Source organism: Citrobacter sp. Ce119, from assembly GCF_030334525.1.
In the GTDB taxonomy this organism is placed as follows: Bacteria; Pseudomonadota; Gammaproteobacteria; order Enterobacterales; family Enterobacteriaceae; genus Citrobacter; species Citrobacter europaeus.
Genome location: NZ_JAOWDR010000060.1, coordinates 598,248 through 624,284, shown reverse-complemented (window position 1 = coordinate 624,284; position 26,037 = coordinate 598,248). Strand labels below are relative to the sequence as shown.

General features: G+C 53.0%; 27 protein-coding genes, 1 pseudogene and 1 other annotated feature. Of the genes and pseudogenes, 17 read left to right on the top strand and 11 right to left on the bottom strand.

Annotated elements, in window-relative coordinates; translation table 11 throughout:
* The first annotated feature begins 6 nt into the window (after positions 1-6).
* The 7 genes from OGV80_RS23140 (at position 7) to OGV80_RS23110 (ending at position 5,992) form a co-directional block, all read left to right on the top strand.
* Positions 7-1,119 carry a 1-propanol dehydrogenase PduQ gene (locus OGV80_RS23140; RefSeq protein WP_080624978.1) on the top strand — a complete coding sequence of 371 codons (1,113 nt, stop codon included), beginning with the start codon at positions 7-9 and terminating at the stop codon, positions 1,117-1,119.
* Positions 1,116-2,471 (top strand): cobalamin reductase PduS, encoded by a 1,356-nt coding sequence (pduS, locus tag OGV80_RS23135; RefSeq protein ID WP_043016834.1) that lies wholly within the window; start codon positions 1,116-1,118, stop codon positions 2,469-2,471. Before OGV80_RS23140 ends, pduS begins: the two co-directional genes overlap by 4 nt.
* A gap of 2 nt (positions 2,472-2,473) precedes the next feature.
* A complete protein-coding gene (pduT, locus tag OGV80_RS23130) occupies positions 2,474-3,028 on the top strand; it encodes a propanediol utilization microcompartment protein PduT (RefSeq protein ID WP_003030201.1) in 555 nt (184 codons plus the stop codon).
* Entirely contained in the window at positions 3,028-3,378 is a 351-nt protein-coding gene (gene pduU / locus OGV80_RS23125) for a propanediol utilization microcompartment protein PduU (RefSeq protein WP_286515804.1), read from the top strand. The genes pduT and pduU overlap by 1 nt, the downstream gene beginning before the upstream one ends.
* A gap of 3 nt (positions 3,379-3,381) precedes the next feature.
* Entirely contained in the window at positions 3,382-3,834 is a 453-nt protein-coding gene (pduV, locus tag OGV80_RS23120) for a propanediol utilization protein PduV (protein WP_043016835.1), read from the top strand.
* Complete coding sequence (locus OGV80_RS23115) at positions 3,819-5,033, top strand: acetate/propionate family kinase (protein WP_286515803.1); 1,215 nt, start codon at positions 3,819-3,821, stop codon at positions 5,031-5,033. Before pduV ends, OGV80_RS23115 begins: the two co-directional genes overlap by 16 nt.
* Positions 5,034-5,125: 92 nt before the next feature.
* A complete protein-coding gene (locus tag OGV80_RS23110; protein WP_075145982.1) occupies positions 5,126-5,992 on the top strand; it encodes a GHMP family kinase ATP-binding protein in 867 nt (288 codons plus the stop codon).
* A gap of 40 nt (positions 5,993-6,032) precedes the next feature.
* On the opposite strand, the gene OGV80_RS23105 is transcribed toward OGV80_RS23110, so the two are convergent.
* The 7 genes from OGV80_RS23105 to phsA form a co-directional block, all read right to left on the bottom strand.
* Complete coding sequence (locus OGV80_RS23105) at positions 6,033-6,368, bottom strand: DUF496 family protein (protein WP_043016838.1); 336 nt, start codon at positions 6,366-6,368, stop codon at positions 6,033-6,035.
* A 237-nt stretch (positions 6,369-6,605) separates the two neighbouring features.
* Positions 6,606-7,664 (bottom strand): FUSC family protein, encoded by a 1,059-nt coding sequence (locus tag OGV80_RS23100; RefSeq protein ID WP_200000820.1) that lies wholly within the window; start codon positions 7,662-7,664, stop codon positions 6,606-6,608.
* Positions 7,665-7,749: 85 nt separating this feature from the next.
* A complete protein-coding gene (gene sbmC, locus OGV80_RS23095) occupies positions 7,750-8,217 on the bottom strand; it encodes a DNA gyrase inhibitor SbmC (protein ID WP_043016840.1) in 468 nt (155 codons plus the stop codon).
* 122 nt (positions 8,218-8,339) lie between these two features.
* Positions 8,340-9,512, bottom strand: a complete 1,173-nt coding sequence (gene dacD, locus OGV80_RS23090) for a serine-type D-Ala-D-Ala carboxypeptidase DacD (RefSeq protein ID WP_043016841.1) — start codon at positions 9,510-9,512, stop codon at positions 8,340-8,342.
* Between the two features lie 139 nt (positions 9,513-9,651).
* A complete protein-coding gene (phsC, locus tag OGV80_RS23085) occupies positions 9,652-10,419 on the bottom strand; it encodes a thiosulfate reductase cytochrome B subunit (RefSeq protein ID WP_200000821.1) in 768 nt (255 codons plus the stop codon).
* Positions 10,416-10,994: a thiosulfate reductase electron transport protein PhsB gene (gene phsB, locus OGV80_RS23080; RefSeq protein ID WP_075145980.1), complete on the bottom strand. Its 579-nt coding sequence runs from the start codon at positions 10,992-10,994 to the stop codon at positions 10,416-10,418. The genes phsC and phsB overlap by 4 nt, the downstream gene beginning before the upstream one ends.
* 14 nt (positions 10,995-11,008) lie before the next feature.
* Positions 11,009-13,282 (bottom strand): thiosulfate reductase PhsA, encoded by a 2,274-nt coding sequence (gene phsA, locus OGV80_RS23075; RefSeq protein WP_200000822.1) that lies wholly within the window; start codon positions 13,280-13,282, stop codon positions 11,009-11,011.
* Positions 13,283-13,683: 401 nt separating this feature from the next.
* On the opposite strand from phsA, the gene sbcB reads away from it, so the two are divergent.
* Complete coding sequence (sbcB, locus tag OGV80_RS23070) at positions 13,684-15,108, top strand: exodeoxyribonuclease I (protein ID WP_087052569.1); 1,425 nt, start codon at positions 13,684-13,686, stop codon at positions 15,106-15,108.
* Positions 15,109-15,167: 59 nt separating this feature from the next.
* On the opposite strand, the gene plaP is transcribed toward sbcB, so the two are convergent.
* From plaP to OGV80_RS23055, 4 genes and pseudogenes are all read right to left on the bottom strand, one after another.
* Positions 15,168-16,529: a putrescine/proton symporter PlaP gene (plaP, locus tag OGV80_RS23065; protein WP_016153551.1), complete on the bottom strand. Its 1,362-nt coding sequence runs from the start codon at positions 16,527-16,529 to the stop codon at positions 15,168-15,170.
* Positions 16,519-16,581, bottom strand: coding sequence for a membrane protein YoeI (yoeI, locus tag OGV80_RS24440; RefSeq protein WP_100194947.1), 63 nt, complete (start codon positions 16,579-16,581; stop codon positions 16,519-16,521). Before yoeI ends, plaP begins: the two co-directional genes overlap by 11 nt.
* A gap of 164 nt (positions 16,582-16,745) precedes the next feature.
* Positions 16,746-17,730: pseudogene (locus OGV80_RS23060) on the bottom strand (LysR family transcriptional regulator).
* A 40-nt stretch (positions 17,731-17,770) separates the two neighbouring features.
* Positions 17,771-18,595: an SDR family oxidoreductase gene (locus OGV80_RS23055; protein WP_286515801.1), complete on the bottom strand. Its 825-nt coding sequence runs from the start codon at positions 18,593-18,595 to the stop codon at positions 17,771-17,773.
* Between the two features lie 174 nt (positions 18,596-18,769).
* Between OGV80_RS23055 and hisL the strand changes: the two genes are divergently transcribed.
* The 9 genes from hisL to hisIE all read left to right on the top strand — a co-directional run bounded on the left by hisL (position 18,770) and on the right by hisIE (position 26,000).
* The gene (gene hisL / locus OGV80_RS23050; RefSeq protein WP_100250077.1) at positions 18,770-18,817 is read left to right on the top strand and encodes a his operon leader peptide; all 48 of its coding nucleotides are present in this window, start codon (positions 18,770-18,772) and stop codon (positions 18,815-18,817) included.
* Positions 18,793-18,915, top strand: a sequence feature (His leader region). Its footprint overlaps the gene before it by 25 nt.
* A 45-nt stretch (positions 18,916-18,960) precedes the next feature.
* The gene (hisG, locus tag OGV80_RS23045) at positions 18,961-19,860 is read left to right on the top strand and encodes an ATP phosphoribosyltransferase (protein WP_003030161.1); all 900 of its coding nucleotides are present in this window, start codon (positions 18,961-18,963) and stop codon (positions 19,858-19,860) included.
* Between the two features lie 5 nt (positions 19,861-19,865).
* The gene (gene hisD / locus OGV80_RS23040) at positions 19,866-21,170 is read left to right on the top strand and encodes a histidinol dehydrogenase (RefSeq protein ID WP_043016848.1); all 1,305 of its coding nucleotides are present in this window, start codon (positions 19,866-19,868) and stop codon (positions 21,168-21,170) included.
* Entirely contained in the window at positions 21,167-22,246 is a 1,080-nt protein-coding gene (gene hisC / locus OGV80_RS23035) for a histidinol-phosphate transaminase (protein ID WP_286515800.1), read from the top strand. Before hisD ends, hisC begins: the two co-directional genes overlap by 4 nt.
* Positions 22,243-23,310, top strand: a complete 1,068-nt coding sequence (gene hisB / locus OGV80_RS23030; RefSeq protein WP_075145973.1) for a bifunctional histidinol-phosphatase/imidazoleglycerol-phosphate dehydratase HisB — start codon at positions 22,243-22,245, stop codon at positions 23,308-23,310. The genes hisC and hisB overlap by 4 nt, the downstream gene beginning before the upstream one ends.
* Positions 23,310-23,900 carry an imidazole glycerol phosphate synthase subunit HisH gene (gene hisH, locus OGV80_RS23025; protein ID WP_199994417.1) on the top strand — a complete coding sequence of 197 codons (591 nt, stop codon included), beginning with the start codon at positions 23,310-23,312 and terminating at the stop codon, positions 23,898-23,900. The genes hisB and hisH overlap by 1 nt, the downstream gene beginning before the upstream one ends.
* Positions 23,900-24,637 carry a 1-(5-phosphoribosyl)-5-[(5-phosphoribosylamino)methylideneamino]imidazole-4-carboxamide isomerase gene (gene hisA / locus OGV80_RS23020; protein ID WP_043016852.1) on the top strand — a complete coding sequence of 246 codons (738 nt, stop codon included), beginning with the start codon at positions 23,900-23,902 and terminating at the stop codon, positions 24,635-24,637. Before hisH ends, hisA begins: the two co-directional genes overlap by 1 nt.
* Positions 24,619-25,395 (top strand): imidazole glycerol phosphate synthase subunit HisF, encoded by a 777-nt coding sequence (gene hisF / locus OGV80_RS23015; protein WP_019077116.1) that lies wholly within the window; start codon positions 24,619-24,621, stop codon positions 25,393-25,395. The genes hisA and hisF overlap by 19 nt, the downstream gene beginning before the upstream one ends.
* Positions 25,389-26,000, top strand: coding sequence for a bifunctional phosphoribosyl-AMP cyclohydrolase/phosphoribosyl-ATP diphosphatase HisIE (hisIE, locus tag OGV80_RS23010; RefSeq protein ID WP_043016853.1), 612 nt, complete (start codon positions 25,389-25,391; stop codon positions 25,998-26,000). Before hisF ends, hisIE begins: the two co-directional genes overlap by 7 nt.
* The last annotated feature ends 37 nt before the right edge of the window (positions 26,001-26,037 follow it).

The window sequence follows — 26,037 nt, the reverse complement described above, 5'->3', positions numbered from 1 at the left end:
GCCGTTATGAAAAGCTTTTCACTGCAAACTCGATTGTACAGCGGCCAGGGAAGTCTGGATGTGCTCAAGCGCTTCACGAATAAGCATATCTGGATTATCTGCGATGGTTTTCTCGCGCGCTCCCCCCTGATTGAAAAGCTGCGCGACGCTCTGCCAGCGGATAACCGCATCAGCATTTTCAGCGACATCACTCCCGATCCTACCATTAACACGGTAGTACATGGGATTGCGCAAATGCAGTCCCTGCGACCAGATGTCGTCATTGGTTTTGGTGGCGGCTCAGCTCTGGACGCTGCAAAAGCCATCGTCTGGTTCAGCCGACAGTTCGGTATTGAAATTGAAACCTGTGTCGCTATCCCTACCACCAGCGGCACAGGCTCGGAAGTCACCAGCGCCTGCGTGATTAGCGATCCGGATAAAGGCATTAAATATCCATTATTCAATAATGCGCTTTATCCGGACATGGCCATCCTTGATCCGACGCTGGTCGTCAGCGTTCCGCCAGCCATAACCGCAAATACCGGCATGGACGTGTTAACGCATGCGCTGGAGGCTTACGTGTCCACAAAAGCCAGCGACTTCACTGACGCGCTGGCTGAAAAAGCGGCACAAATCGTCTTCCAGTACCTGCCTGTCGCCGTCAGTAAAGGCGAATGCCTGGCAACCAGAGGGAAAATGCACAACGCCTCAACGCTCGCGGGAATGGCATTCAGTCAGGCTGGACTGGGGATCAATCATGCGATTGCCCATCAGTTGGGCGGTCAGTTTCATCTGCCGCACGGACTTGCCAATGCGCTGCTGCTGACCCATGTCATTCATTTTAATGCCCGCGATCCGCGGGCTGCTAAGCGCTATGCCCGTTTCGCTAAAGCCTGTCACTTATGCCCGGATAACGCGAACGATACAGCGGCATTGAATGCGCTTATTCGTCATATCGAGCTACTCAAAAAACAGTGTGCGTTACCTTCTTTTGTTGACGCGCTTAAAGATGGAAAGCAAGCCTGGTCACAACGTATACCGTCGATGGTTCAGGCCGCGCTGGCTGACGTCACCCTGCAAACCAATCCGCGTGTTGCCGACGCCAGTGCCATGCAGGAACTGCTTGAGGAATTATTATGAAGACAGCCATGACGGCAGAGTCCACGCTTTATGATGCGCAGACAATTCGCGAACGCGTTCGCGCAGCGGGTGTTGTCGGGGCAGGAGGCGCGGGCTTTCCTGCTCACGTAAAATTACAGGCGCAGGTCGATACATTTCTGGTCAATGCGGCGGAATGTGAGCCAATGCTGAAAGTTGACCAGCAGTTAATGGCCGTCCAGGCTGAGCGACTTATCCGCGGCGTTCAATATGCCATGACGGCTACCGGAGCCAGTGCCGGAATTATTGCGCTCAAAGAGAAATACCAAAAAGCGATCAAGGCGTTAACGCCCCTTCTGCCTGCCGGGATCCGCTTACATATTTTGCCTGATGTCTACCCGGCAGGTGATGAGGTTCTGACCATCTGGATGGCAACAGGTCGGAGAGTTCCGCCTGCCGCGTTGCCTGTTAGCGTCGGCGTAGTAGTCAATAACGTCCAGACCGTGCTCAACATCGCGAGAGCAGTTGAGCAACAGTACGCCGTTACGCGTCGTACCCTGACCGTTAACGGCGCAGTCGCCAAACCAATCACTCTCACTGTCCCTATCGGAATGTCTTTACGTGATGTTCTGGCGTTGGCCGGCGGCGCAACCGTTGACGATCCCGGCTTTATCAACGGTGGTCCGATGATGGGCGGCCTGATTACTTCACTGGATACCCCAGTCAGCAAGACCACCGGGGGCCTGCTGGTTTTGCCTAAGTCTCATGCGTTGATTCAGCGGCGGATGCAGGATGAACGCACTGTGCTTTCAGTAGCAAAAACCGTTTGCGAGCAGTGCCGTTTGTGTACGGATTTGTGCCCAAGGCATTTGATCGGCCATGAATTATCCCCGCACCTGTTGGTTCGTGCGGTGAATTATCAGCAGGCGGCCACGCCGCAACTGCTGCTCACAGCCCTGACCTGTTCAGAATGCAATGTGTGTGAAAGCGTAGCCTGTCCGGTTGGGATATCACCGATGCGAATCAACCGCATGCTTAAACGCGAGCTGCGGGCTCTCAACCATCGATATGAAGGGCCGCTAAATCCTGAGGATGAAATGGCGAAGTACCGGCTGATCCCGGTTAAACGCCTTATCACCAAACTGGGTCTTAGCGACTGGTATCACGACGCGCCACTGGCTGAGACTGATTATTCCACAGATAAAACGACGCTGTTGCTACGCCAGCATATTGGCGCCAGCGCCACCCCATGTGTACAGCAAGGTGAACGCGTTGTTCGCGGTCAATGCGTTGCCGATGTGCCGTCCGGTGCATTAGGCGCGCCTGTTCACGCCAGTATTGACGGTATTGTCAGCGAAATCACTGAGCAATCCATCACGGTAATTAGAGGTTAATCATGTCTCAGGCTATAGGGATTTTAGAACTCACCAGCATTGCCAAAGGAATGGAAGCTGGCGATGCCATGTTAAAAAGCGCGAATGTGAATTTACTGGTCAGCAAGACCATCTGCCCGGGAAAATTTCTGCTCATGCTCGGTGGTGACGTAGGTGCCGTACAACAGGCGATAGCCACTGGAACATCTCTGGCTGGCGATATGCTCGTTGACAGTTTGGTACTCCCCAACATTCATGCCAGCGTACTTCCCGCAATCAGCGGACTAAACAGCGTGGATAAGCGTCAGGCAGTTGGCATTGTCGAAACATGGAGCGTTGCTGCCTGCATCTGCGCCGCCGACCGGGCGGTTAAAGCCTCCAACGTCACGCTGGTTCGCGTCCATATGGCATTTGGTATTGGCGGCAAGTGCTACATGGTCGTTGCCGGCGATGTGTCGGATGTGAATAACGCGGTAACGGTTGCCAGTGAAAGTGCGGGTGAAAAAGGCCTGCTGGTTTACCGCTCGGTCATACCTCGCCCGCATGAAAGCATGTGGCGACAAATGGTGGAGGGATAATGGAAAGACAACCCACCACGGATCGAATGATTCAGGAATATGTTCCAGGCAAGCAGGTCACGCTGGCGCATCTTATCGCCAATCCAGGTAAAGATTTGTTCATGAAACTGGGATTACCAGATTCAGTTTCCGCAATCGGTATTCTGACCATTACCCCTAGCGAAGCCTCAATCATCGCCTGTGATATCGCCACGAAATCCGGGGCGGTAGAGATTGGCTTTCTCGACCGGTTTACCGGCGCGGTGGTACTGACTGGCGATGTTTCCGCCGTTGAGTACGCGCTGAAACAGGTAACCCGAACGCTGGGCGAAATGATGCGTTTTACCGCTTGCCCCATCACCCGGACGTAAAGCATGAAACGCATAATGTTAATTGGCCCCAGCCAGTGCGGTAAAACGTCGATCACGCAGTGCATGCGGGGAGAGGCGCTTCACTATCAGAAGACCCAGGCCATAGTCTGGTCTCCTACGGCAATAGACACACCGGGTGAATATCTCGAAAACCGCTGCCTGTACAGCGCGCTGCTGGTCAGCGCCTGTGAAGCAGACATTATCGCGCTGGTTCTGAATGCTGACGCGCCATGGTCACCTTTTTCTCCAGGTTTTACAGGTCCCATGAACCGTCCCGTTATCGGTCTCGTCACCAAAGCCGATTTAGCTAACCCGCAGCGTATTTCTCTTGTGGAGAGTTGGTTAGTTCAGGCTGGCGCACAAAAAGTATTTGTCACCAGCGCGTTGGAGAATACCGGGGTCGATGAGATGTTCACTTTTCTGAATGCAAAGGAACCTTCATGTCTCACAAAATAATGGCCATTAATGCAGGCAGCTCCTCGCTTAAGTTTCAGCTACTGGCGATGCCACAGGGTGAAATGATTTGCCAGGGACTGATCGAGCGTATCGGTATGTCTGATGCGCATGTCACCCTAAAAGCACCAGCGCAGAAATGGCAGGAAACTTTGCCCGTAGCCGATCACCGTGAAGCAGTGACGCTGCTGCTGGAAAAACTGCTCAGTCACAATATTATCAGCAGTCTGGAAGAGATTGACGGCGTTGGCCATCGCGTCGCCCACGGCGGAGAATCCTTTAAAGATTCCGCGCTGGTAACCGATGAAACGCTGGCGGAAATCGAACGCCTTGCGGAACTGGCACCGCTTCATAACCCGGTAAATGCGTTGGGAATTGCGGTATTTCGCCAGCTATTGCCAAATACGCCGGCCGTTGCGGCTTTTGACACGGCTTTTCATCAGACCCTTGATGAACCCTCTTTCATCTATCCTCTGCCCTGGCGCTACTATTCAGAGTTGGGTATTCGTCGCTATGGTTTTCATGGCACCAGCCACAAGTACGTCAGCGCTAAGCTGGCTGAAAAACTGGGCGTGCCGCTCACCGCCCTGCGCGTTGTTTGTTGTCATTTGGGCAACGGCAGCAGCATCTGTGCTATCAAAGGCGGGCATTCGGTAAATACATCAATGGGCTTTACGCCGCAGTCTGGCGTAATGATGGGCACGCGAAGTGGCGATATTGATCCATCCATTTTGCCGTGGATTGCCCTGCGTGAAGGCAAAACTCCCCAGCAGCTCAACCAATTGCTCAACAATGAATCTGGATTGCTCGGCGTTTCTGGTATTTCACCCGACTATCGTGATGTTGAACATGCCGCAGATACGGGCAATCACCAGGCCGCACTGGCGTTGACGCTTTTTGCCGAGCGGATTCGCGCCACTATTGGCAGCTATATTATGCAGATGGGCGGCCTGGATGCGCTGGTGTTTACCGGAGGAATTGGCGAGAACTCAGCACGGGCCCGCACCGCAATTTGTCACAACCTGAATTTCTTAGGTCTGGCCGTTGATGAAGAAAAAAATCAGCGTAACGCCACCTTTATTCAGACGGAAAATGCGGTGGTCAAAGTGGCGGTGATTAATACCAATGAAGAGTTAATGATAGCTCAGGACGTTATGCGTTTAGCGATATCAGAAACTGTGACATTGGGCATTCCCGCCTGATATTGCCACACCGCAAATTGCGGCAAATCATGGTAATAGCGCGATCGCCATGACACTATGCGCCGAGGATTGCTGAACACAAAGGTGAAGACGTGGCTGTTGCGCAATGTCCCGCATCGTGCGGAGAACTTATCCAGGGCTGGATTCTGGGCAGTGAGAAACTGGTCTCCTGCCCGGTCGAATGGTATAGCACCGTTGAGGTCAGTTCAGGCTCACCGCTAACGGACGAACGTCCACTTTCCCGGGCGATGGTAGACAGGTTATTACAGCACTGGCAGTACCCGGCGCATCTTAGTCAGGATATCCGAATTGATGTTCAGTCAACCATTCCCGTCGCTAAAGGGATGGCCAGCAGCACTGCGGATATTGCCGCCACGGCGATCGCCACGGCGCATTACCTGGGCCATCAACTGGACGAACCGGCACTGGCGCAGCTTTGTGTTTCGCTGGAGCCGACCGACAGCACCGTTTTTCGGAAGCTTACTCTTTTCGATCATAACAACGCCTCCACGCAAATAGCCTGTGAAACTCAGCCTCAACTCGATCTGCTGGTTCTAGAAAGTCCGGAAACATTACGTACCGCGGATTATCACCGTATTCCGCGTCATTCCGGCCTGCAGGCGGGAGCAGCGGCATTAAAACGGGCATGGGAAAAAGTGCAGGAAGCCTGTATCAGCCAAAATCCTTACCGCCTGGGAGAAGCCGCTACGCTTAGCGCGATCGCCAGCCAGTTACTGTTACCAAAACCGGATTTTGATTCACTGTTAGCGCTGGTAGAAGAATGCGATTTATACGGCGTCAACGTCGCGCACAGCGGCAGCGTAGTTGGGCTGATGCTGGACAGAAAGCGACATGATGTGGATTACATTAAATGGATGCTGGCGCAGAAAAAACTAACGGCTCACTGGCCGGAACAGCATTTGTTGCGGATGGTTACTGGCGGGGTCGAACTGCAATAAGGGTCGCCGCTATGCAGCGACCCGAACAAAGATATAATCGTTACTCGGCTTTCGCTTCGGCGTTTTTCACTTCGCCCATCGCTTTCAGCTTCTTAGAGATATCGCGGCGTTCTTTAGAGATCTCGGCATTTTTGATGATGTAATCATCAACACGATCTTCATAATCGCTTTTCATGCTGGCAATAATGCCCTGAATCGCTTCCACGCTCATTCCAGGCTTGATGTAGTCGCTCAGGTTGTCTAACAGCAGAACGCGTTTCTGGTTGTCACGGATCTTTTTCTCAACGTCCTGGATTTCACGTTGCAGTTTGTTTTTACGACGGAACAGACGAACAAATTCCAGCACGTCCTGGAAAGAAGGCTTGGTAGTTTCCATTTTTACACCCCTGATAATGTGAGATTCGGATTCGTTAAAACAACGGCTAAAGTGGGTCAACATTACTTTCATGCCCGCCATACTTCAAGTTGCATCTGCATTGACAATGCATGGTTGAAACCTGAATTATCGAGGGTAAGCCATTGCAGTTACCAATGGTTTTAGCCTTTTTCAGTATCATACCTCTATTCTTTGCTGAATCGAAGCAGCAGCAGAATCAATCCCCTCATCTGCTCTTTATTTGCGCAGCGCGCGACAGATTAAATGTGAGAGTAACTCCAACTGCCGCGCCATTTCCATGTTCAACCAAACGTAGCCGTGAATGGGCGTTTCAGCGACATTATCGCCTTTCTGTTCAGCAATGAGCTGGCGTAGTTCCGCCACGGTGTCATTGAGCTTTTCCGTATTGGCTAGCACCGGCTGCGGATTCCCTTCGTACAAAGCGTGGGTTATCGTCAGTAGCGCCTGCTGCGTCATGAGCTGATTTTCACGCAAAGTTTGCGCATTCAGCATGACAAAGTGGCTGGTGCGGCTGGCCCAAAGCGCATTGATTTGCAGCTCAAGCATGCAGACCAGATTGCGATTAACCGTCTGAATAGCTTCAAAGATCGATTTTTGAATGTGGGTTTCTTTGCTGGCAGGAACGATGAGCCCACGCATTTTGACAACGTCGCTTAAGAGCTGTTGTAAATGCTTCTCCAGCCGCGGTTGCTCAAGCAGATTAGGGGATAGCGCGGCCTGATAAACCCGATTGTACCCCGTTACGCAATGCGCCAGTTGGATACGCCAGTGTATAAATGCCCGCTGCGGCCAAATGCCGGTAAACAGCATCGCCAGTAACGACCCCAGAATAACATCGCCACCGCGCCATAACGCGGTATTCATATCTCCGGCAGGCGCCCCCACGACCACGGCAAGCGTGATGCCAATCAACAGCGCCTGATAGGGCCTTTTACCCAACGCCAGCCAGCCGCAGAGAAACATCGCCACCGCGCACCATATCAGCATTAGCAAAAGCGAAAAGAGTTCCAGACGCAGGGCAATCAACCCAAGCACCGAGCCCAGGATAGTTCCGCCTATACGCTCAAACGCTCTGGGAACAACGTTACCCCAAAAAGAAATTGGCCCCATAATCACCACCAGCGTGATCAGAGGCCATGTACCTTCAGGAATGTTAAACAGACGTACCAACAGAAAAGTAAGAAGAAACGCCAGCGCAATGCGAATACCATGCACCACACGATAATGACGATACAAACGAATTTCAAAAGGACTTAGTGACTTATCTGCACGCACTCATGCACTCCGTCAGGGAATAGCAAAGAAGCGAATTGTACCTGTTTTACGGTGAAAACATCATCCTGATTTACACCTTAAGCAGTTACTTCGGTTGCACCGGCACATACATTTCAATGTCCCAGTAGCCGTCCTCCATGCCATTGTTCATATAAACTTCAAAGCAGGGTTTAGCGGCTATCGTATAAGTCGTATCCTGCATCAGGCGCTCAAAAAACTGATACCACGGCGTCGCAAAATCATGATTTTCAACGCGCGCTACGGCTACAGCATAGTCGCCACCCGCCAGCTCGGTGAGGATCACCCCTTCGCTATTTTCCGGTATTTCAAAACCTTCAGGCACAGAAACCACGGTATCACAGCGCAGTTTTTCTGCTGGAACCACGTCAGGATTGTCGTAATAAACAGCTATCCATTCCAATGGCACAACCTGTTTACCGTCGACCCACTTCATTAACTGCTCAAAACCCTGTTTAACCGTTTGTTCCCATGGTCCAACCATATGGAAACCGGCAATCATGCGTTTATCAACCTGCTTTATCTCGTACTCCATACAACCTCCACTGTTACACTGTATTTATATACAGTGTAATTTTTAGCTATGTCGGCCACAAGGAAACAGTGATTATTATGTGAGCAGATTCGCACTCTTGCCAGCCTGGCGCATCGGGAAAACTACGCTTTGTGGTGGAAATAATCGCTCAGACGCGAAAAGACGCCGCCTTCGCCAACGGACTCCAGCGTAACCAGAGGCCAATGCGCCACCAGCTTATCGCGATCGTAGAGTTCAATTTCCCCCACACGTTGATGCGCGGCGATTGGCGCAACCAGTTCTTTCTTATCAAGGACATATTTTGCTTTGATGTTAGGGACTTCCGCCTTAGGCAGGGCCATCCAGAAATCCTGCTCGGTACCGAGGCTGATTTTTTCTTTATCGCCATACCAGATCCGTTCAGTACCAACCTGCTTACCGCTACGCAAAACCTGCACCGTATCAAAGTTGTGTTGCCCCCACTGCAGCAGTTTACGTGCCTGGTCTTCGCGCCCTTTCGCACTCTCCGCGCCCATCACAACCGCAATCAGGCGGCGCTGCCCGTCAACGGCGGAAGCAATCAGGTTAAACCCGGCGCCGGACGTGTGCCCTGTCTTCAGGCCATCAACGTTCATGGTTTTATCCCATAACAAGCCGTTACGGTTTTGCTGCGTGATGCCGTTCCAGGTCAGGCTTTTCTCACTGTACATATGGTAGAAATCCGGCTCCCCGTGGATGATAGCGCGGGACAGCACGGCCAGGTCGTACGCCGAGCTATGCTGACCCGGCGCATCCAGGCCATGTACCGTTTCAAAATGGGTATCCTGTAGGTTCAGCTTTTGCGCATAGTTATTCATCATCGCGACAAACTGCGGTTGTCCCCCGGCGATATAATCCGCCAGCGCCACACAAGCGTCATTTCCTGAATCAACGATTAATCCACGGCTGAGGTCGCGTACCGAAACGCGATCCCCTTCTTTCAGGAACATCAGGGATGAACCGACAAATACCGGGTTATCTTTCGCCCACGCATCGCGCCCGACGGTGACAATATCTGTCGGACTAATACGGTTGCTGTCGATTGCGCGATCGACAACATAGCCGGTCATCAGCTTAGTCAGGCTGGCGGGATTGCGCTGCTGGTGTTCATTACCGGCTGTCAGAATTTGGCCCGTGGTGTAATCCATTAATACCCACGCCCCGGCAGCGATCGCCGGAGGTTGTGGGGCGAAGCTTACGGCATCATTCGCCCAGGCGGACGTAAAACTCATCGTGAATAGTGAAGCGGCAATAAACAAACGGCGTTTCAACAGCATGTCCTCAGAAAAGGGAGAAATAGCCGTTCTTTTTACGGAAGTTCTGTCGAACAAACATGGATAAATTGCAAGAAAATGTGACATAAGGCACATTTTCTTGCTATCAGGAAAGATTTTCAGAGACAAGCCTCGTCCGGAACTACCCTTTACGCGGCGCAGTCTCTTCGTGATGGCTGCGATGGCGGTGATAGCCATCGATCATACTGCGGAAAATTTGCCCCGGCGTGTCGCCCAGCGTGCACAGGTAAATATGCGCGCAGATAAACAGTAAGCCCACAACCGCTAACGCCATATGCAGCACCAGCATCACCGGCCCCGCCCCAATCACCTGCGGGTAAAGACATAGCAACCCCGTGATGATCAGCAACGGAACCAGCGCGTACATGATGGCAAGATAGGCCAGCTGTTGCAGCGGATTGAATTTGTCCTCTGCCGTTGCGGCAAACGGGTGCGGCTCGCCTTTCATGATGCCATACAGATAGAAGCGCGTTTGCAGCAGGCAGCGTGATATCAACCCGTTTAACTTCACGCGATAATGGCAGCCGTTGCCGCTGGTTGCGTTTATTAACACAAAGCCAATCCAGAAGGCCAACAATGCAAAACCGCACCAGGTATGGATTTGCACCATCAATGCCACCGGTCCGACTGAGAAGTGGCCAAACAAACCGCTCAGCAGTAGCAGGATAAAGAGTAGCGCGTTGCCCCAATGCCAGCGGCGGACCGCCAGCGAATAGAGGTAGTCCCGATGCTCTTCTCCGGCTGTCGTTTTGGGCGCCAGCATCCGACGCAACAACGCGTGCGTGACCAGGCCCGCAATCATCAGCACGACAACAACGCCTGCATAAATGAGCCACAGCGGCCAGTAGTCTGGCGCATAGCTAAGCTCTGCTCCCCAGATAGAATTCATACGTTTCCCTCCTGATGGATCTCTTTACGCCGATAGACACTTACCGGGCCGCTGCGCGTATCCTGCTGGCGATAAACCTCTTTTTGATTTATCCAATGCTGAATTTCCGGGTCGTCGCGACGGCCAAACTTCAGCGCATCCGTCGGGCAAACGGAAACGCAGGCAGGTGACTGACCACTATCCAGGCGAGTATCCGCGCAGAAGTTACATTTGTCGGCAATCCCCGTTTGCGGGTTGAGGTAGCGTACGTGGAACGGACAAGCGGCAACGCAGTAGTCGCAACCAATACAGCGAGACTTATCCACTTGCACAATGCCATTTTCGTCACGAAATGAAGCGCCGGTAGGACAGACGCTGACGCAAGGCGCATCTTCACAATGCTGACAGGAAACGCGAACAAACTGGAAGTGTGACAGCACCTCGGGTTCATGTTCGGGTGAACGGATCTGCACCTGTAGGCGGCTATATCCTTCCGGCACGTCATTCAGTACCTTGCAGGCAACCGTACACGCCTGACAGCCAATACAGCGTTTCTCGTCATGCAGCATGACATAAGGGTTTGTTGATTGATTCATGATGTTCTCCTTTCTCATGCCCGACGGAGCGTAACGCCAGCGGTATGTACCACCGTACCGGAAACCGGACTGGTAACATGCGGAAGCAAATTACCGCAGTGAATACCGTGCGTCGTCGCCGCTGTTTTGGCTCCCGCCTTGGCGCCAAATCCCATATAAACAAACAGCGTATCGGGTCGAATTCCGGCCGTGACCAGCGCTTTGCCTTTTTCCTTGCCGGTCGCATTTTCCAGCCAGATCTCATCGCCGTTTTTAATCCCTTTTTCGCGGGCCGTTTGTGGGTGGATCCACACCGCGTTGTCCCACATCAGCTCACTGAGCAGTGGCACATATTGCGTCGCGCCATTGGTATGTACCGCCACTTTTCCCTGAATAAAATAGAGTTCATTGTCGCTTTTGAGGGCAAAATTGCGGGCGCGCGGAATGCCGTAGCCAGGCAGAAGCGTTTCCAGCGCCTCAGAGTAGAGTTCGATTTTTCCCGACGGGGATTTAAAGCGCAGTTGCTCGCCATAGGTGCCGTCGCCGTCAACCGCCACAGCGCCCGGATAGCGCGCCACAAACTGACGCACCGCTTCAGGTTCACGCAGCAGCAGCGGAACACCCCACTCACGATATCCTTTCTGACGCAGTTCAGCGGACAGTGCATGATCGCCATTGAGCTGGAACAGTTGTCGCGTCTGCATATCCTGCCAGGGATAAAATTGCCCAAGACCTAATTGCACGGCCAGTTCTTTCCAGATTTGCCAGCTCGGACGTGCATCGCCTATAGGTTCAACAACCTGTTGGCGCAGGGCATAGGCCGGATTCAGGCCCGACATGTCAGAGACTTCTTCATCGCGCTCAAGGTAAGTACATTCAGGCAAAAGATAATCGGCATACGCCGCGCTTTCGCTTAAATAGACATCGCAACTGACCACCAGATCGAGCTGTTCAACGGTTTTAACCAGATCTGGCCGACAGGTTACCGTCTGGAAGGGATTGTGACGGGACATAATCCAGCCCTTCACCGGGTAAGGCGTCTGATTTAACACAGCGTCGATAATGCTTTGTACCACGCCACCGCCCGCCGCAATGTACTTAAACTGAGGGGCAACCAGATCGATGCGCTGTGCAGCTGGTTTGGGTAATTTGACATCGGGTTTTGCCAGCACAGGAGCAACCTTCTCTCCGGCCAGCTTGTTGTAGGTTGCCGCGGCTTTTTTCTGGTACAAGCCACCCTCACGCTCAATATTACCCAGCAGCGCATTGAGGGTAAAAATCATACGCCGCATATCAATTTCTTCTTGCGAAAACGTCGCGCGATGGCCTGGGCTGACGATAGCATGAGGCGCACAGGCGGCCATTTCGCGGGTGACCCGGACAATAACATCAGCAGGCACATCCGCTTGCTTTTGCGCCCATTCCGGCGTGGTTTCTTGTACTGCTTCTGCCAGTTGGTCAAACCCGGTGGTGTAGCGTGCCACAAAGTCTGCGTCATACAGATTTTCATTAATCATGACGTGACACATGGCCATTAACACCGGCAGGTCGCCGCCCGGTTTAAGCGCATGCCATTCATCCGCCTTGCTGGAGAAGACGGACAGACGGGGATCGAAACTGACCATTTTGGCGCCCTTTTCCTGCGCGGTCATTAGCTCATGCGTATCGGCAACTTCAATGCCTTCATAGAGGTTATGGCCAAAAGAGACCATATATCGGGTATTGGCGATATCCATGGCTAAGTCACCGCCCATCATTACTTTCGCGGCAATGGCTTTTCCGGCAGGACACGTCGACGCGTGAGTAAAGGTGTTTGGCGATCCAAATGCTGTTGCCAGATGAAATAAATGACCAGAAAGCGAACCGGATTTGGAAGAGAATACGACCCCTTGCGGACCATACTGCGCCTTTATTGCCGTCATTTTTTCAGCAATTTCTTTATACGCCTGCTGCCAGCTAATGACCTGCCATTCACCGCTCCCGCGAGGTCCTGTGCGCTTCATGGGTTTAACAATACGATGTGGGTCGTTGACCAGGCTAACACCGCTGCCACCACGAGCGCAGATTCGCGTCCCCTGCTGAGGCGCATTAGGGTTCCCCTGAATAAAAACCGTCTTATTATTAATTACCTGCGCCTGAATTGGGCAGCGAAAAGAACACATTTCGCACAAACTTGGCGTCAGGGATGTTTTCCCCTTAATGCTCTGTGGAGAATTTCGCGCCAGTGCGCCTGGCGGGAAACTCCCTATCGCGCAGGCTGAGCAACCGATGCCCACTCCTCGCAAAAAATTACGCCGACTAATGCTCATATAACCTCCTGTTATTAGATATATCCAATGATTATATGGCGTTTAAATTATTAATTTTTAACCTCACTCACATTTCATTACAATATGAAGTCGTCAATTCAAGATTATAAAAACCTATTGTTTATAAAAGACTTTTAAAACTTCCAGAAACAACAAACTAACAGAAAAAAATAACAATAATGGTTATCAATTAGATTATTTTCCAGCCCGTAAATTTCAGAAAATTTATTCCAGTAATTTCCTTTAATAACACAGAGTTTATTATTCAATTCTATTAAAGCCGCATTCATCGCAATTTTATTGCGTGCGCCATCCAGCATCGATAATGCCATTGCTGATTACCTCGCTATTTTTTGGTATTCTTGGCCGAGCGCTAAATTGATCCCGGACATAACTGAACAATGAATGACGGCAAGCAGCAACCTGGTTTTCTCTTCCACGATTACGAAACCTTTGGTACCCATCCGGCGCTGGACAGGCCCGCGCAATTTGCGGCTATCCGCACAGATAACGATTTCAACATCATCGGTGAACCTGAAGTCTTTTACTGCAAACCCGCAGACGACTATCTGCCGCAGCCTGAGGCGGTGCTGATAACCGGAATCACCCCGCAGGAAGCACGTGAAAAGGGAGAGAATGAAGCCGCTTTTGCTGCGCGCATCCACGCCCTGTTCACCGTGCCGAAAACCTGTATCCTGGGCTATAACAACGTGCGCTTCGATGATGAGGTGACGCGCAACATTCTGTATCGCAATTTCTACGATCCCTATGCCTGGAGCTGGCAGAACGATAATTCACGCTGGGATCTACTGGATGTGATGCGCGCCTGCTATGCCCTGCGTCCTGAAGGCATTAACTGGCCGGAAAACGACGACGGCTTACCCAGTTTTCGCCTGGAGCATTTGACCAAAGCCAACGGTATTGAACACGCCAATGCCCACGATGCGATGGCCGACGTTTACGCCACGATCGCGATGGCACAGTTAGTGAAGTTGCGCCAGCCGCGTCTGTTTGATTATCTCTACAGCCATCGTAATAAGCACAAGCTGGCCGCGCTGATTGATGTCCCGCAAATGAAGCCGTTGGTTCATGTTTCGGGTATGTTTGGCGCGTGGCGCGGTAACACCAGTTGGGTGGCACCATTGGCCTGGCACCCGGAGAATCGCAACGCGGTGATTATGGTCGACTTAGCCGGTGATATTTCGCCGCTGCTCGAGCTGGACAGCGACGCGCTGCGTGAGCGGCTCTACACCGCTAAGGCAGATCTGGGAGATAACCCCGCTGTACCGGTTAAACTGGTGCACATCAACAAATGTCCGGTCCTGGCACAAGCGAACACTCTGCGCCCGGAAGATGCCGATCGTCTTGGCATTAACCGCCAGCAATGCCTGGACAATCTCAAGGTTCTGCGCGAAAACCCTCAGGTACGCGACAAAGTCGTGGCTATCTTCGCCGATGCACAACCCTTTGTGTCATCTGATAACGTAGACGCCCAGTTGTACAACGGCTTTTTCAGCGATGCCGACCGCGCCGCGATGAAAATCGTTCTGGAAACCGAACCGCGCAATTTACCGGCGCTGGATATCTCCTTTGTTGATAAACGCATTGAAAAACTGCTGTTTAATTACCGCGCGCGTAACTTCCCCGGAACGCTGGATGAAGCCGAACAACAACGCTGGCTGGACCATCGTCGTCAGGTATTCACGCCGGAGTTTTTGCAAAATTATGCCAATGAATTACAGATGCTGAGTCAGCAATATGCGGACAACAAAGAAAAGCTGATGCTGCTGAAATCACTCTGGCAGTATGCGCAAGAGATTGTATAAATCCCACGTATAAAAAAACGGAGAACATGTCTCCGTTTTTTTTCAGCTAAATGCCGTTATTACGCGATATCTTCGTCGTACTGCGGTACCGGATTACGGAAGCTTTTGGTCACGCAAGCCAGGTAGATCAGGCCAATAGCAGCCCAGATCAGGCCCAGAACCATTGAGCTCTCTTCCAGGTTCACCCACAGCGCGCCAACGGTCAGCGCACCGCACATTGGCAGGAACAGGTACTGGAAGTGGTCTTTCAGCGTTTTGTTACGCTTCTCACGGATCCAGAACTGGGAGATTACCGACAGGTTAACGAAGGTAAACGCTACCAGCGCACCGAAGTTAATAAGCGCCGTCGCCATCACCAGGTCGAAGTTGATTGCCAGCAGAGCAATCGCACCAACCAGAATGATGTTCATGGACGGAGTACGCCATTTCGGGTGTACGTAACCGAAGAAACTTTTCGGGAATACGCCGTCACGGCCCATCACGTACATCAGACGCGCTACGCCTGCATGCGCCGCCATACCGGACGCCAGTACGGTAATGGTAGAGAAAATCAGCGCGCCAACCTGGAAGAATTTACCAGCGACATACAGCATGATTTCCGGCTGTGAAGCGTCTGGATCCTTGAAGCGCGAGATATCCGGGAAGTACAACTGCAACAGATAGGTGGAGACGATAAAGATCAGGCCACCAATCAGCGCGGTCAGGAAAATCGCACGCGGGATCACGCGTTCAGCGTCTTTGGTTTCTTCAGACAGGTTGCTGATACCGTCAAAACCGGTGAACGAGAAGCACAGGATGGTGGCCCCCGTGATCATCGGGATCACATGCGCATCACCAGACCAGAACGGACGGCTACTCGCCAGCGTACCGGCACCTTCCCCTTCGAACACGCCATAAACGACCATGCCGAGGATCACTGCAATCAGTACCACCTGCAACAACACGATGACGGTGTTGAAATTCGCAACAGATTTCAGGCTGCGCAGGTTAAAGGCGGTCATAAAGGCCACCAGCGCCACCACGAATATCCATGACGGTATCGACGGCACCAGAGCTTCAAAATAAATTTTCGCCAACAGAATGTTAATCATCGGTGCGAACAGGTAGTCCAGCAGTGATGACCAACCCACCATAAAGCCAACGGTCGGGCTAATGGATTTCTGGGCGTAAGTGTAGGCAGAGCCTGCAGACGGATAGCGACGCACCAGTTTACCGTAGCTCAGTGCGGTAAAGAGGATGGCGATCAGTGCAAAGGCGTAAGCTGTCGGGACGTGACCATCGGTCATTCCTGATACGATACCGAATGTATCGAACAGCGTCATCGGCTGCATATAGGCAAGGCCCATCATGACAACCGGAACCAGCGTAAGCGTTTTACGTAATTCCACGCGAGAGGTGTTTGGAGTAGCGTTATGCGACATGGTTATCCCCCATTACGGTGAAAACCGTCGCGTAAGCAAAAAATTGCCCCATTTTTTGTTAATCCTCAGCGACAACAACTGTCGATTTTTAAGTAAGTATCTATCCGGTACGAAGCCCGGCCTCTTTTATGAATGATTGGTTTGATGCAAAAAAAAATAACCGACGCGTATGAAAACGTCGGTTAATGTCATTTTTTGCAAGCGGCGTATTTTGCACTAATTTGGAGAGAAATAACAAGAGATTGAAGCAGCTGTAAAAGAATATTTTTTCTTAACTGATTGATTTATCAGCAGCCGTTTTAACGTACACCCCCGCAATAGCACTATTTGCTAAAATCTCATCCCGCCACCAGGCACTGGCTAGCCCGGCGGTCTGTTCATTCCAGCCTATCCACACAGGTTCAAAGACAATTTGCGCGACCACATTTTTTTCAATCAGCGCGCCGCTCTCCAGAAATCGCTGCGCCAGGTAGCGCGGAATATAGCCACATCCCAGACCGCTGATTTGCAGTTCCAGCTTGGTTTTGAAGTCAAAAACGGTAATCGCTTCCTGATCGTCAAGCACCTGAGAACCTGAGGCGCTGGCATGCTGCGCATTGTCGCCCACCACAATGGCGCGAAAACGCCGAATGGTGCGACGACTTAACGGCTCCTGTTCCTGTGCCAGCGGGTGATGCGGCGCAACCACAAACACCTGTTCCAGAACCCCCAGCCGCGCAAAGCCAAATTCGCTCGCGGCAGGCGGTTCATGCATGGCGCCGACGATAATATCCGCCCGTCCCTGAGTGAGGGCATCCCATGAGCCGCCCAGCACGCCATTGATAAATTTCAGGCGCGTCACACTGTGGTGTTGATAGAAAGATTCGATGAGTGGGGCCAGCAGCGAAAAGGGAAACGTATCATCTACGCCAATAACCAGTTCATTCTCCCAGCCTTCGTGAAGTTTAATCGCCTGCTTTTCAAGTTCGCGGACGGTGTGCAGCACCTCCCGCCCCTTTTCCAGCAGCATCTGACCGGTGCGGGTAAACTTCGCCCGATGTCCGCTGCGATCGAGTAGCTGAATATTAAGATCGCTTTCCAACTTATGGACGGTATAGCTAAGCGCCGACGGCGTCTTAAATAATTTTGCCGACGCCGCCGCGAAACTGCCCTCTTTTTCCAACGCATCGAGAATGATAAGAACATCCAGCAGTGGTTTCATACTCGCCCCCTGGCGGTATCAGCGACACTCTGCTGGCCTGTCACTCCATCGGCATCACCAGCGGGTCGGGATACTGGTACTCAAACCCAAGCTCATTACAGATACGGTTGCCATCAATGACTTTACCTTTACCGTTATCCTCACCGCCGCGAAATTCTGGCGGCTCCATCCCCAACTGGCGGGCCATCTGCGGATAGAACACATTACGCGCCGGATGCATAGGCGCACATATATTATAGATGTGTCCCCCTTTGGGCGCTTGCAGCAGCAACGAGATGGCAGAAACCACATCATCCAGATGCACCAGATTGACGCCATGATGACCATCTGGCGCCGTCTTGCCAGCGAAAAAGCGACCAGGATGTCTGCCCGGCCCCACAAGCCCGGCCAGGCGCAAAATATCCACCGAGGTGCCTGGTAAATTGTGCAACCAGTCTTCAAGTTCTTTCAGAACCCGACCGCTCGCCGTAACCGGGTTACGCGGCGTCCCTTCTTTCACGATGCCTTGTGCATCGCCATAGACCGACGTCGAGCTGGTAAAAATAATCCGCGGGATACGATACGCCAGCGCACTGTCGACCAGTTCCTGCATAGCTTGCAGGTAAAATGCCTCCCCCGGGCCGCTACGGCGCGCAGGTAGCGTAATAACCAACGCATCGGCGTCCATCAGTGCGTCGAGATCGTCTGGCTCACAGACCAGTTCAGGCTCCAGGCGCAGCGAGTAGCTCTCGATACCACTCATGCGGGCCGCTTCCACCCCATCCAATGTGGTTTTGCTGCCGGTACCCTGCCAGCCTCTCGCCGCCAGCGACATAGCTAACGGCATGCCTAACCAACCTAAACCGACAATTGCGACCTTTTTCATGCCTTCTCTCCTGACTTTTGGCCTATAACGCAAGGCTACGCTAGCCCACTGCGGCTGACAATTCATAGTATCAATATGAAATGAATTAATGATCAAAAAAAGCCCTTGCTTTCCGTAGCTAAAGTGGTTTAGGTTAAAAGACATCAAATGAATAAACATTCATCGAGAAAATTTATGACACGCGCTCAATTTAAACACCATCATCACCATCATCCTGACTAGTCTTTCAGGCGATGTGTGCTGGGAGACATTTAAATCTTCCAGCGGTGCATGAGCGTATGAGAAAGCCCCCGGAAGATTTCTTCCGGGGGCTTTTTTTTGTGCGTGACCCAAACTGATTCAGACAGGATAACGAGGAATAAAGAATGTTAGATAACACCCGTTTACGCATAGCTATGCAGAAATCAGGCCGTTTAAGCGATGATTCACGCGAATTGCTGGCCCGTTGCGGCATTAAAATTAATCTCCACACCCAGCGCCTGATTGCGATGGCGGAGAATATGCCAATCGATATCCTGCGCGTGCGTGATGACGATATCCCTGGTCTGGTAATGGATGGCGTCGTTGATCTCGGCATCATCGGGGAAAACGTTCTCGAAGAGGAACTGCTCAACCGCCGGGCACAGGGTGAAGATCCTCGCTATTTTACCCTGCGCCGCCTGGACTTCGGCGGCTGCCGTCTCTCGCTGGCAACCCCGGTTGACGAAGCCTGGGATGGCCCGGCAGCACTGAACGGTAAGCGTATCGCGACTTCTTACCCGCACCTGCTCAAACGTTATCTCGATCAAAAAGGGGTATCGTTTAAATCCTGTCTGTTAAACGGCTCTGTAGAAGTCGCCCCCCGCGCGGGTCTGGCTGATGCGATTTGCGATCTGGTTTCAACTGGCGCAACGCTTGAAGCTAACGGTCTGCGTGAAGTGGAAGTGATTTACCGCTCTAAAGCCTGCCTGATTCAGCGCGACGGCGAAATGGCCGACGCCAAGCAACAACTGATCGACAAACTGCTGACCCGTATTCAGGGGGTGATTCAGGCCCGCGAATCCAAGTACATCATGATGCACGCGCCGAGCGAGCGTCTGGACGAAGTCATCGCTCTGCTGCCTGGCGCTGAGCGCCCGACTATTCTGCCGCTGGCGGGTGACCAACAGCGCGTTGCCATGCACATGGTCAGCAGCGAAACCCTGTTCTGGGAAACGATGGAAAAACTGAAAGCGCTCGGTGCCAGCTCAATTCTGGTGCTGCCGATTGAGAAGATGATGGAGTAACGACCATGAGCTTCAATACCCTGATTGACTGGAATAGCTGTAGCCCTGAGCAGCAGCGCGAACTGCTGATGCGCCCGGCGATTTCCGCCTCTGAAAGCATCAGCCGCACGGTGGCCGAGATCCTTGAGAACGTCAAAAATAATGGCGACCGGGCGCTACGTGAATACAGCGCGAAGTTTGATAAAACCGAGGTCGGCGCACTGCGCGTCACCGAGGAAGAAATTCAGCAGGCCAGCAGTCGCCTGAGCGACGAACTGAAACAAGCCATGCAGGCGGCGGTGCGTAATATTGCTACTTTCCACACCGCGCAAATCCTGCCGCCGGTGGACATCGAAACTCAGCCGGGTGTCCGTTGCCAGCAGGTGACTCGTCCTATCGCTTCCGTGGGGCTGTATATTCCAGGGGGATCGGCGCCGCTGTTCTCTACCGTATTAATGCTGGCGACCCCGGCGCGCATCGCCGGGTGCCAAAAAGTGGTGCTCTGCTCACCGCCGCCTATTGCCGATGAAATCCTCTACGCCGCACAGCTGTGTGGCGTAAAAGAGGTGTTTAATGTGGGCGGCGCGCAGGCTATTGCCGCGCTGGCGCTGGGGACTGAATCTATTCCGAAGGTCGATAAAATCTTCGGGCCAGGCAATGCGTATGTGACCGAAGCCAAACGCCAGGTTAGCCAGCGTCTTGACGGCGCGGCCATCGACATGCCTGCTGGCCCGTCTGAAGTGCTGGTTATCGCCGACAGCGGCGCAACGCCAGACTTTGTCGCTTCCGACCTGCTTTCTCAGGCCGAACACGGCCCCGACTCGCAGGTTATCCTCCTGACGCCAGACGCTACGCTGGCAGAGGGCGTTGCCAAAGCCGTTGAACGCCAGCTCGCCGAACTTTCCCGCGCTGAGACCGCACGCCAGGCGCTCAGTGCCAGCCGACTGATTGTCGCCAACGATCTTGAGCAGTGCGTGGACATTTCTAACGCCTACGGCCCGGAACACCTGATTATTCAGACCCGTAACGCGCGAGAGCTGGTTGACGATATCACCAGCGCTGGTTCGGTGTTCCTCGGCGACTGGTCACCGGAATCCGCAGGCGACTACGCTTCTGGCACTAACCACGTTCTTCCAACCTACGGCTATACCGCGACCTGCTCAAGCCTTGGGCTGGCGGATTTCCAGAAACGGATGACCGTACAGGAATTAACACCTCAAGGTTTCTCTGCCCTGGCCTCAACCATTGAAACACTGGCCGCTGCTGAACGACTGACTGCCCACAAAAATGCCGTCACCCTGCGCGTTAACGCCCTGAAGGAGCAAGCATGAGCACTGACAACTTTCTCAGCGTCACTGATTTAGCCCGTAAGAATGTTCGCGAGTTAACGCCCTATCTGTCTGCCCGTCGCCTTGGCGGCAACGGCGATGTCTGGCTCAACGCGAATGAGTACCCCACCGCCGTTGAGTTTCAGCTAAGCCAGCAGACGCTGAACCGCTACCCGGAGTGCCAGCCGAAAGCGGTGATTGAGAATTACGCGCAGTATGCTGGCGTTAAACCGGAACAGGTGCTGGTCAGCCGCGGCGCAGATGAAGGGATCGAACTGCTGGTGCGTGCATTTTGTGAACCCGGTAAAGATGCAATTTTGTACTGTCCGCCGACTTACGGCATGTACAGCGTCAGCGCAGAAACGATTGGCGTTGAATGCCGCACCGTCCCGACACTTGATAACTGGCAACTGGATTTGCAGGGCATCGCGGACAAGCTTGATGGCGTGAAGGTAGTCTACGTATGCAGCCCCAACAACCCAACCGGCCAGCTGATTAACCCACAAGACCTGCGCGCACTGCTCGAAATGACGCAGGGTAAAGCCATTGTGGTCGCTGATGAGGCCTATATTGAGTTCTGTCCGCAGGCCACGCTGGCAGGCTGGCTTTCTGAATATCCGCATCTGGCGATATTACGCACGCTGTCCAAAGCGTTTGCTCTCGCCGGTTTACGCTGCGGCTTTATGCTGGCGAATGAAGAGGTTATCAATCTGCTGTTAAAGGTGATTGCTCCCTACCCGCTCTCTACGCCGGTGGCGGATATCGCCGCCCAGGCGCTGACGCCGCAAGGGATTTCCGCCATGCGCCAACGCGTAGAGCAGATCCTGCAAGAGCGTCAGTATCTGGTGGAGAACCTGAAAGAAATTCGCTGTGTAGAACAGGTTTTCAACTCTGAAACCAACTATGTTCTGGCGCGCTTCACCGCATCAAGCAGCGTATTTAAATCTTTGTGGGATCAGGGCATTATCTTACGAGATCAGAATAAACAACCTTCGTTAAGCGGCTGCCTGCGAATTACTGTCGGAACCCGTGAAGAGAGCCAGCGCGTCATTGACGCATTACGTGCGGAGCAAGTATGAGCCAGAAGTATCTTTTTATTGACCGTGATGGAACCCTGATTTCCGAACCGCCAAGTGACTATCAGGTCGATCGCTTTGACAAACTCGCCTTCGAGCCGGAAGTCGTTCCCGTTTTGCTGAAACTGCAAAAGGCGGGCTTTAAGCTGGTAATGATTACTAACCAGGATGGACTCGGTACGCAGAGCTTCCCGCAGGCTGATTTTGACGGTCCGCATAACCTGATGATGCAAATCTTCACCTCTCAGGGCGTTGCGTTTGATGAGGTACTGATCTGCCCGCACCTGCCAGCGGACGAGTGCGATTGCCGTAAGCCAAAAGTGAAGCTGGTTGAGCAGTATCTGGTTGAGCAGGCCATGGATGTGGCAAACAGCTACGTCATTGGCGACCGGGCGACCGATATTCAGCTCGCTGAAAATATGGGCATTAGCGGATTACGCTATCACCGCGATACCCTGAACTGGCCGATGATCGGCGAGCAACTGACCAAACGTGACCGCTACGCGCACGTTGAGCGTAATACCAAAGAAACGCAGATTGACGTCAAAGTCTGGCTCGACCGCGAAGGCAGCAGCAAAATTAATACCGGCGTTGGCTTCTTTGACCACATGCTGGATCAAATCGCCACCCACGGCGGTTTTCGCATGGAGATTGCCGTCAAGGGCGATCTGTACATAGACGATCACCACACCGTTGAAGATACCGGTCTGGCGCTGGGTGAAGCCTTAAAGCTGGCATTAGGCGATAAACGTGGCATCAACCGTTTTGGTTTTGTGCTGCCGATGGACGAGTGTCTGGCACGTTGCGCGCTGGATATCTCCGGGCGCCCGCACCTGGAATATCGCGCAGAATTTACCTACCAGCGCGTGGGCGATCTGAGCACGGAGATGATTGAACACTTCTTCCGTTCGCTCTCCTATACCATGGGCGTCACCTTACACCTGAAAACCAAAGGGAAAAATGACCACCACCGTGTGGAGAGCCTGTTTAAAGCCTTTGGTCGTACGCTGCGTCAGGCGATTCGTGTAGAAGGCGACACGCTGCCCTCCTCAAAAGGAGTGCTGTAATGAACGTGGTGATCCTTGATACCGGTTGCGCCAACCTGCACTCGGTAAAATCCGCCGTCGCACGCCATGGATACGACCCAATTGTCAGCCGTGACCCGGACGTAGTGCTGCGTGCCGATAAACTGTTTCTGCCAGGCGTCGGTACCGCCCAGGCTGCTATGGACCAGTTGCACGAGCGCGATCTGATTGAACTGATTAAAGCCTGTACGCAACCGGTACTGGGGATTTGCTTAGGCATGCAACTGCTTGGCCGTCGTAGCGAAGAGAGTAACGGTGTTTCCCTGCTGGGCATTATTGAGCAGGACGTTCCGAAGATGACCGATTTCGGTCTGCCTCTGCCGCATATGGGCTGGAATCGCATCTATCCGCAGGCGGGAAATCGTCTGTTCCAGGGCATTGAAGATGGCGCGTATTTCTACTTTGTACACAGCTACGCTATGCCGGTAAACCCGTGGACCATCGCCCAGTGCAATTACGGCGAACCGTTTACCGCGGCAGTACAAAAGGACAATTTCTTTGGCGTGCAGTTTCACCCGGAACGTTCGGGCGCGGCTGGGGCGCAGTTGCTGAAAAACTTTCTGGAGATGTAATGATTATTCCGGCATTAGATTTAATCGACGGCACGGTGGTGCGTCTTCATCAGGGCGATTACGCTAAGCAACGTGATTACGGCAACGATCCTCTTCCCCGTTTGCAGGATTATGCAGCCCAGGGCGCAGAGGTACTGCACCTGGTAGATTTAACCGGCGCGAAAGATCCGGCGCAGCGCCAGATCCCACTGATTAAAACGCTGGTCGCTGGCGTCAATGTTCCGGTTCAGGTTGGCGGTGGCGTGCGTACGGAAGCGGACGTTGCGGCGCTTCTTGACGCAGGTGTGGCGCGCGTGGTGGTGGGCTCGACGGCGGTAAAATCCCCCGAGGAAGTCAAGAGTTGGTTTACCCGTTTTGGCGCCGACGCGCTGGTGCTGGCGCTGGACGTTCGTATTGACGAGCGCGGCAATAAACAGGTAGCGGTTAGCGGCTGGCAGGAAGATTCCGGGGTTTCACTGGAAGAACTGGTTGAGACCTATTTACCCGTCGGCCTGAAGCACGTGCTGTGCACCGATATCTCTCGCGATGGTACGCTGGCAGGCTCGAACGTCGCGCTTTATGAAGAAGTGTGCGCCAAATACCCGCAGGTCGCGTTTCAGTCATCTGGCGGCATTGGCGGAATTGAGGATGTAGCAGCCCTGCGCGGGACCGGAGTTCGCGGCGTGATTGTCGGACGAGCCCTGCTGGAAGGAAAGTTCACCGTTGAGGAGGCCATTCAATGCTGGCAAAACGCATAATTCCTTGTCTGGACGTCCGTGATGGTCAGGTGGTAAAAGGCGTCCAGTTCCGTAATCACGAGATTATTGGCGACATTGTCCCGCTGGCAAAACGCTATGCCGATGAAGGCGCAGATGAACTGGTGTTCTACGATATCACCGCGTCCAGCGATGGCCGCGTAGTGGATAAAAGCTGGGTATCACGCGTAGCGGAAGTGATTGATATCCCGTTCTGTGTTGCCGGTGGCATTAAATCCATCGACGATGCGGCACGTATCCTCTCCTTCGGGGCGGACAAAATCTCCATCAACTCCCCGGCGCTGGCCGAACCGGAGCTTATCACTCGTCTGGCGGACCGCTTCGGCGTGCAGTGCATCGTGGTGGGCATTGATACCTGGTATGACGCCGAAACCGGCAAATATCATGTGAATCAGTATACCGGGGATGAAAGCCGTACCCGCGTCACGCAGTGGGAAACGCTGGACTGGGTACAGGAAGTCCAAAAACGCGGCGCAGGCGAAATCGTACTGAACATGATGAACCAGGACGGCGTACGTAACGGTTATGACCTGGAGCAGTTGAAAAAAGTGCGCGACGTTTGCCATGTACCGCTGATTGCCTCCGGCGGCGCGGGCACTATGGAACATTTCCTGGAAGCTTTCCGGGACGCCGACGTGGACGGCGCGCTTGCCGCCTCCGTCTTTCACAAGCAAATTATCAATATTGGCGAATTAAAAGCGTACCTGGCAACACAGGGCGTGGAGATCAGGATATGTTAACGAAACAACAATGCCGCGAGCTGGACTGGGAAAAAACCGACGGACTGATGCCAGTTATCGTGCAGCATGCGGTTTCCGGTGAAGTCTTGATGCTGGGTTATATGAACCCGGAGGCGCTGGATACAACGCTCGAAAGCGGCAAAGTGACCTTTTTCTCGCGGACCAAGCAACGCCTGTGGACCAAAGGTGAAACCTCTGGCAACTTTCTTAATGTGGTGAGCATTGCACCTGACTGCGACAACGACACCCTGCTGGTGCTGGTTAACCCGATTGGCCCGACCTGCCATAAAGGCACCTCAAGCTGCTTTGGCGACGCCAGCCACCAGTGGCTGTTCCTGTATCAACTCGAGCAACTGCTCGCCGAACGTAAAACCGCAGATCCAGCAAGTTCCTACACCGCGAAGCTGTATGCCAGCGGCACTAAACGCATTGCCCAGAAAGTGGGCGAGGAAGGCGTGGAAACCGCGCTTGCCGCAACCGTGAACGATCGTTTCGAGTTAACGAATGAAGCCTCTGACCTGATGTATCACCTGCTGGTGCTGCTGCAGGATCAGGACCTCGACCTGACGACGGTGATTGAGAATTTACGCAAAAGACATCAGTAATAGACAGATACCGGCACTATGCCGGTATCTTTATTTT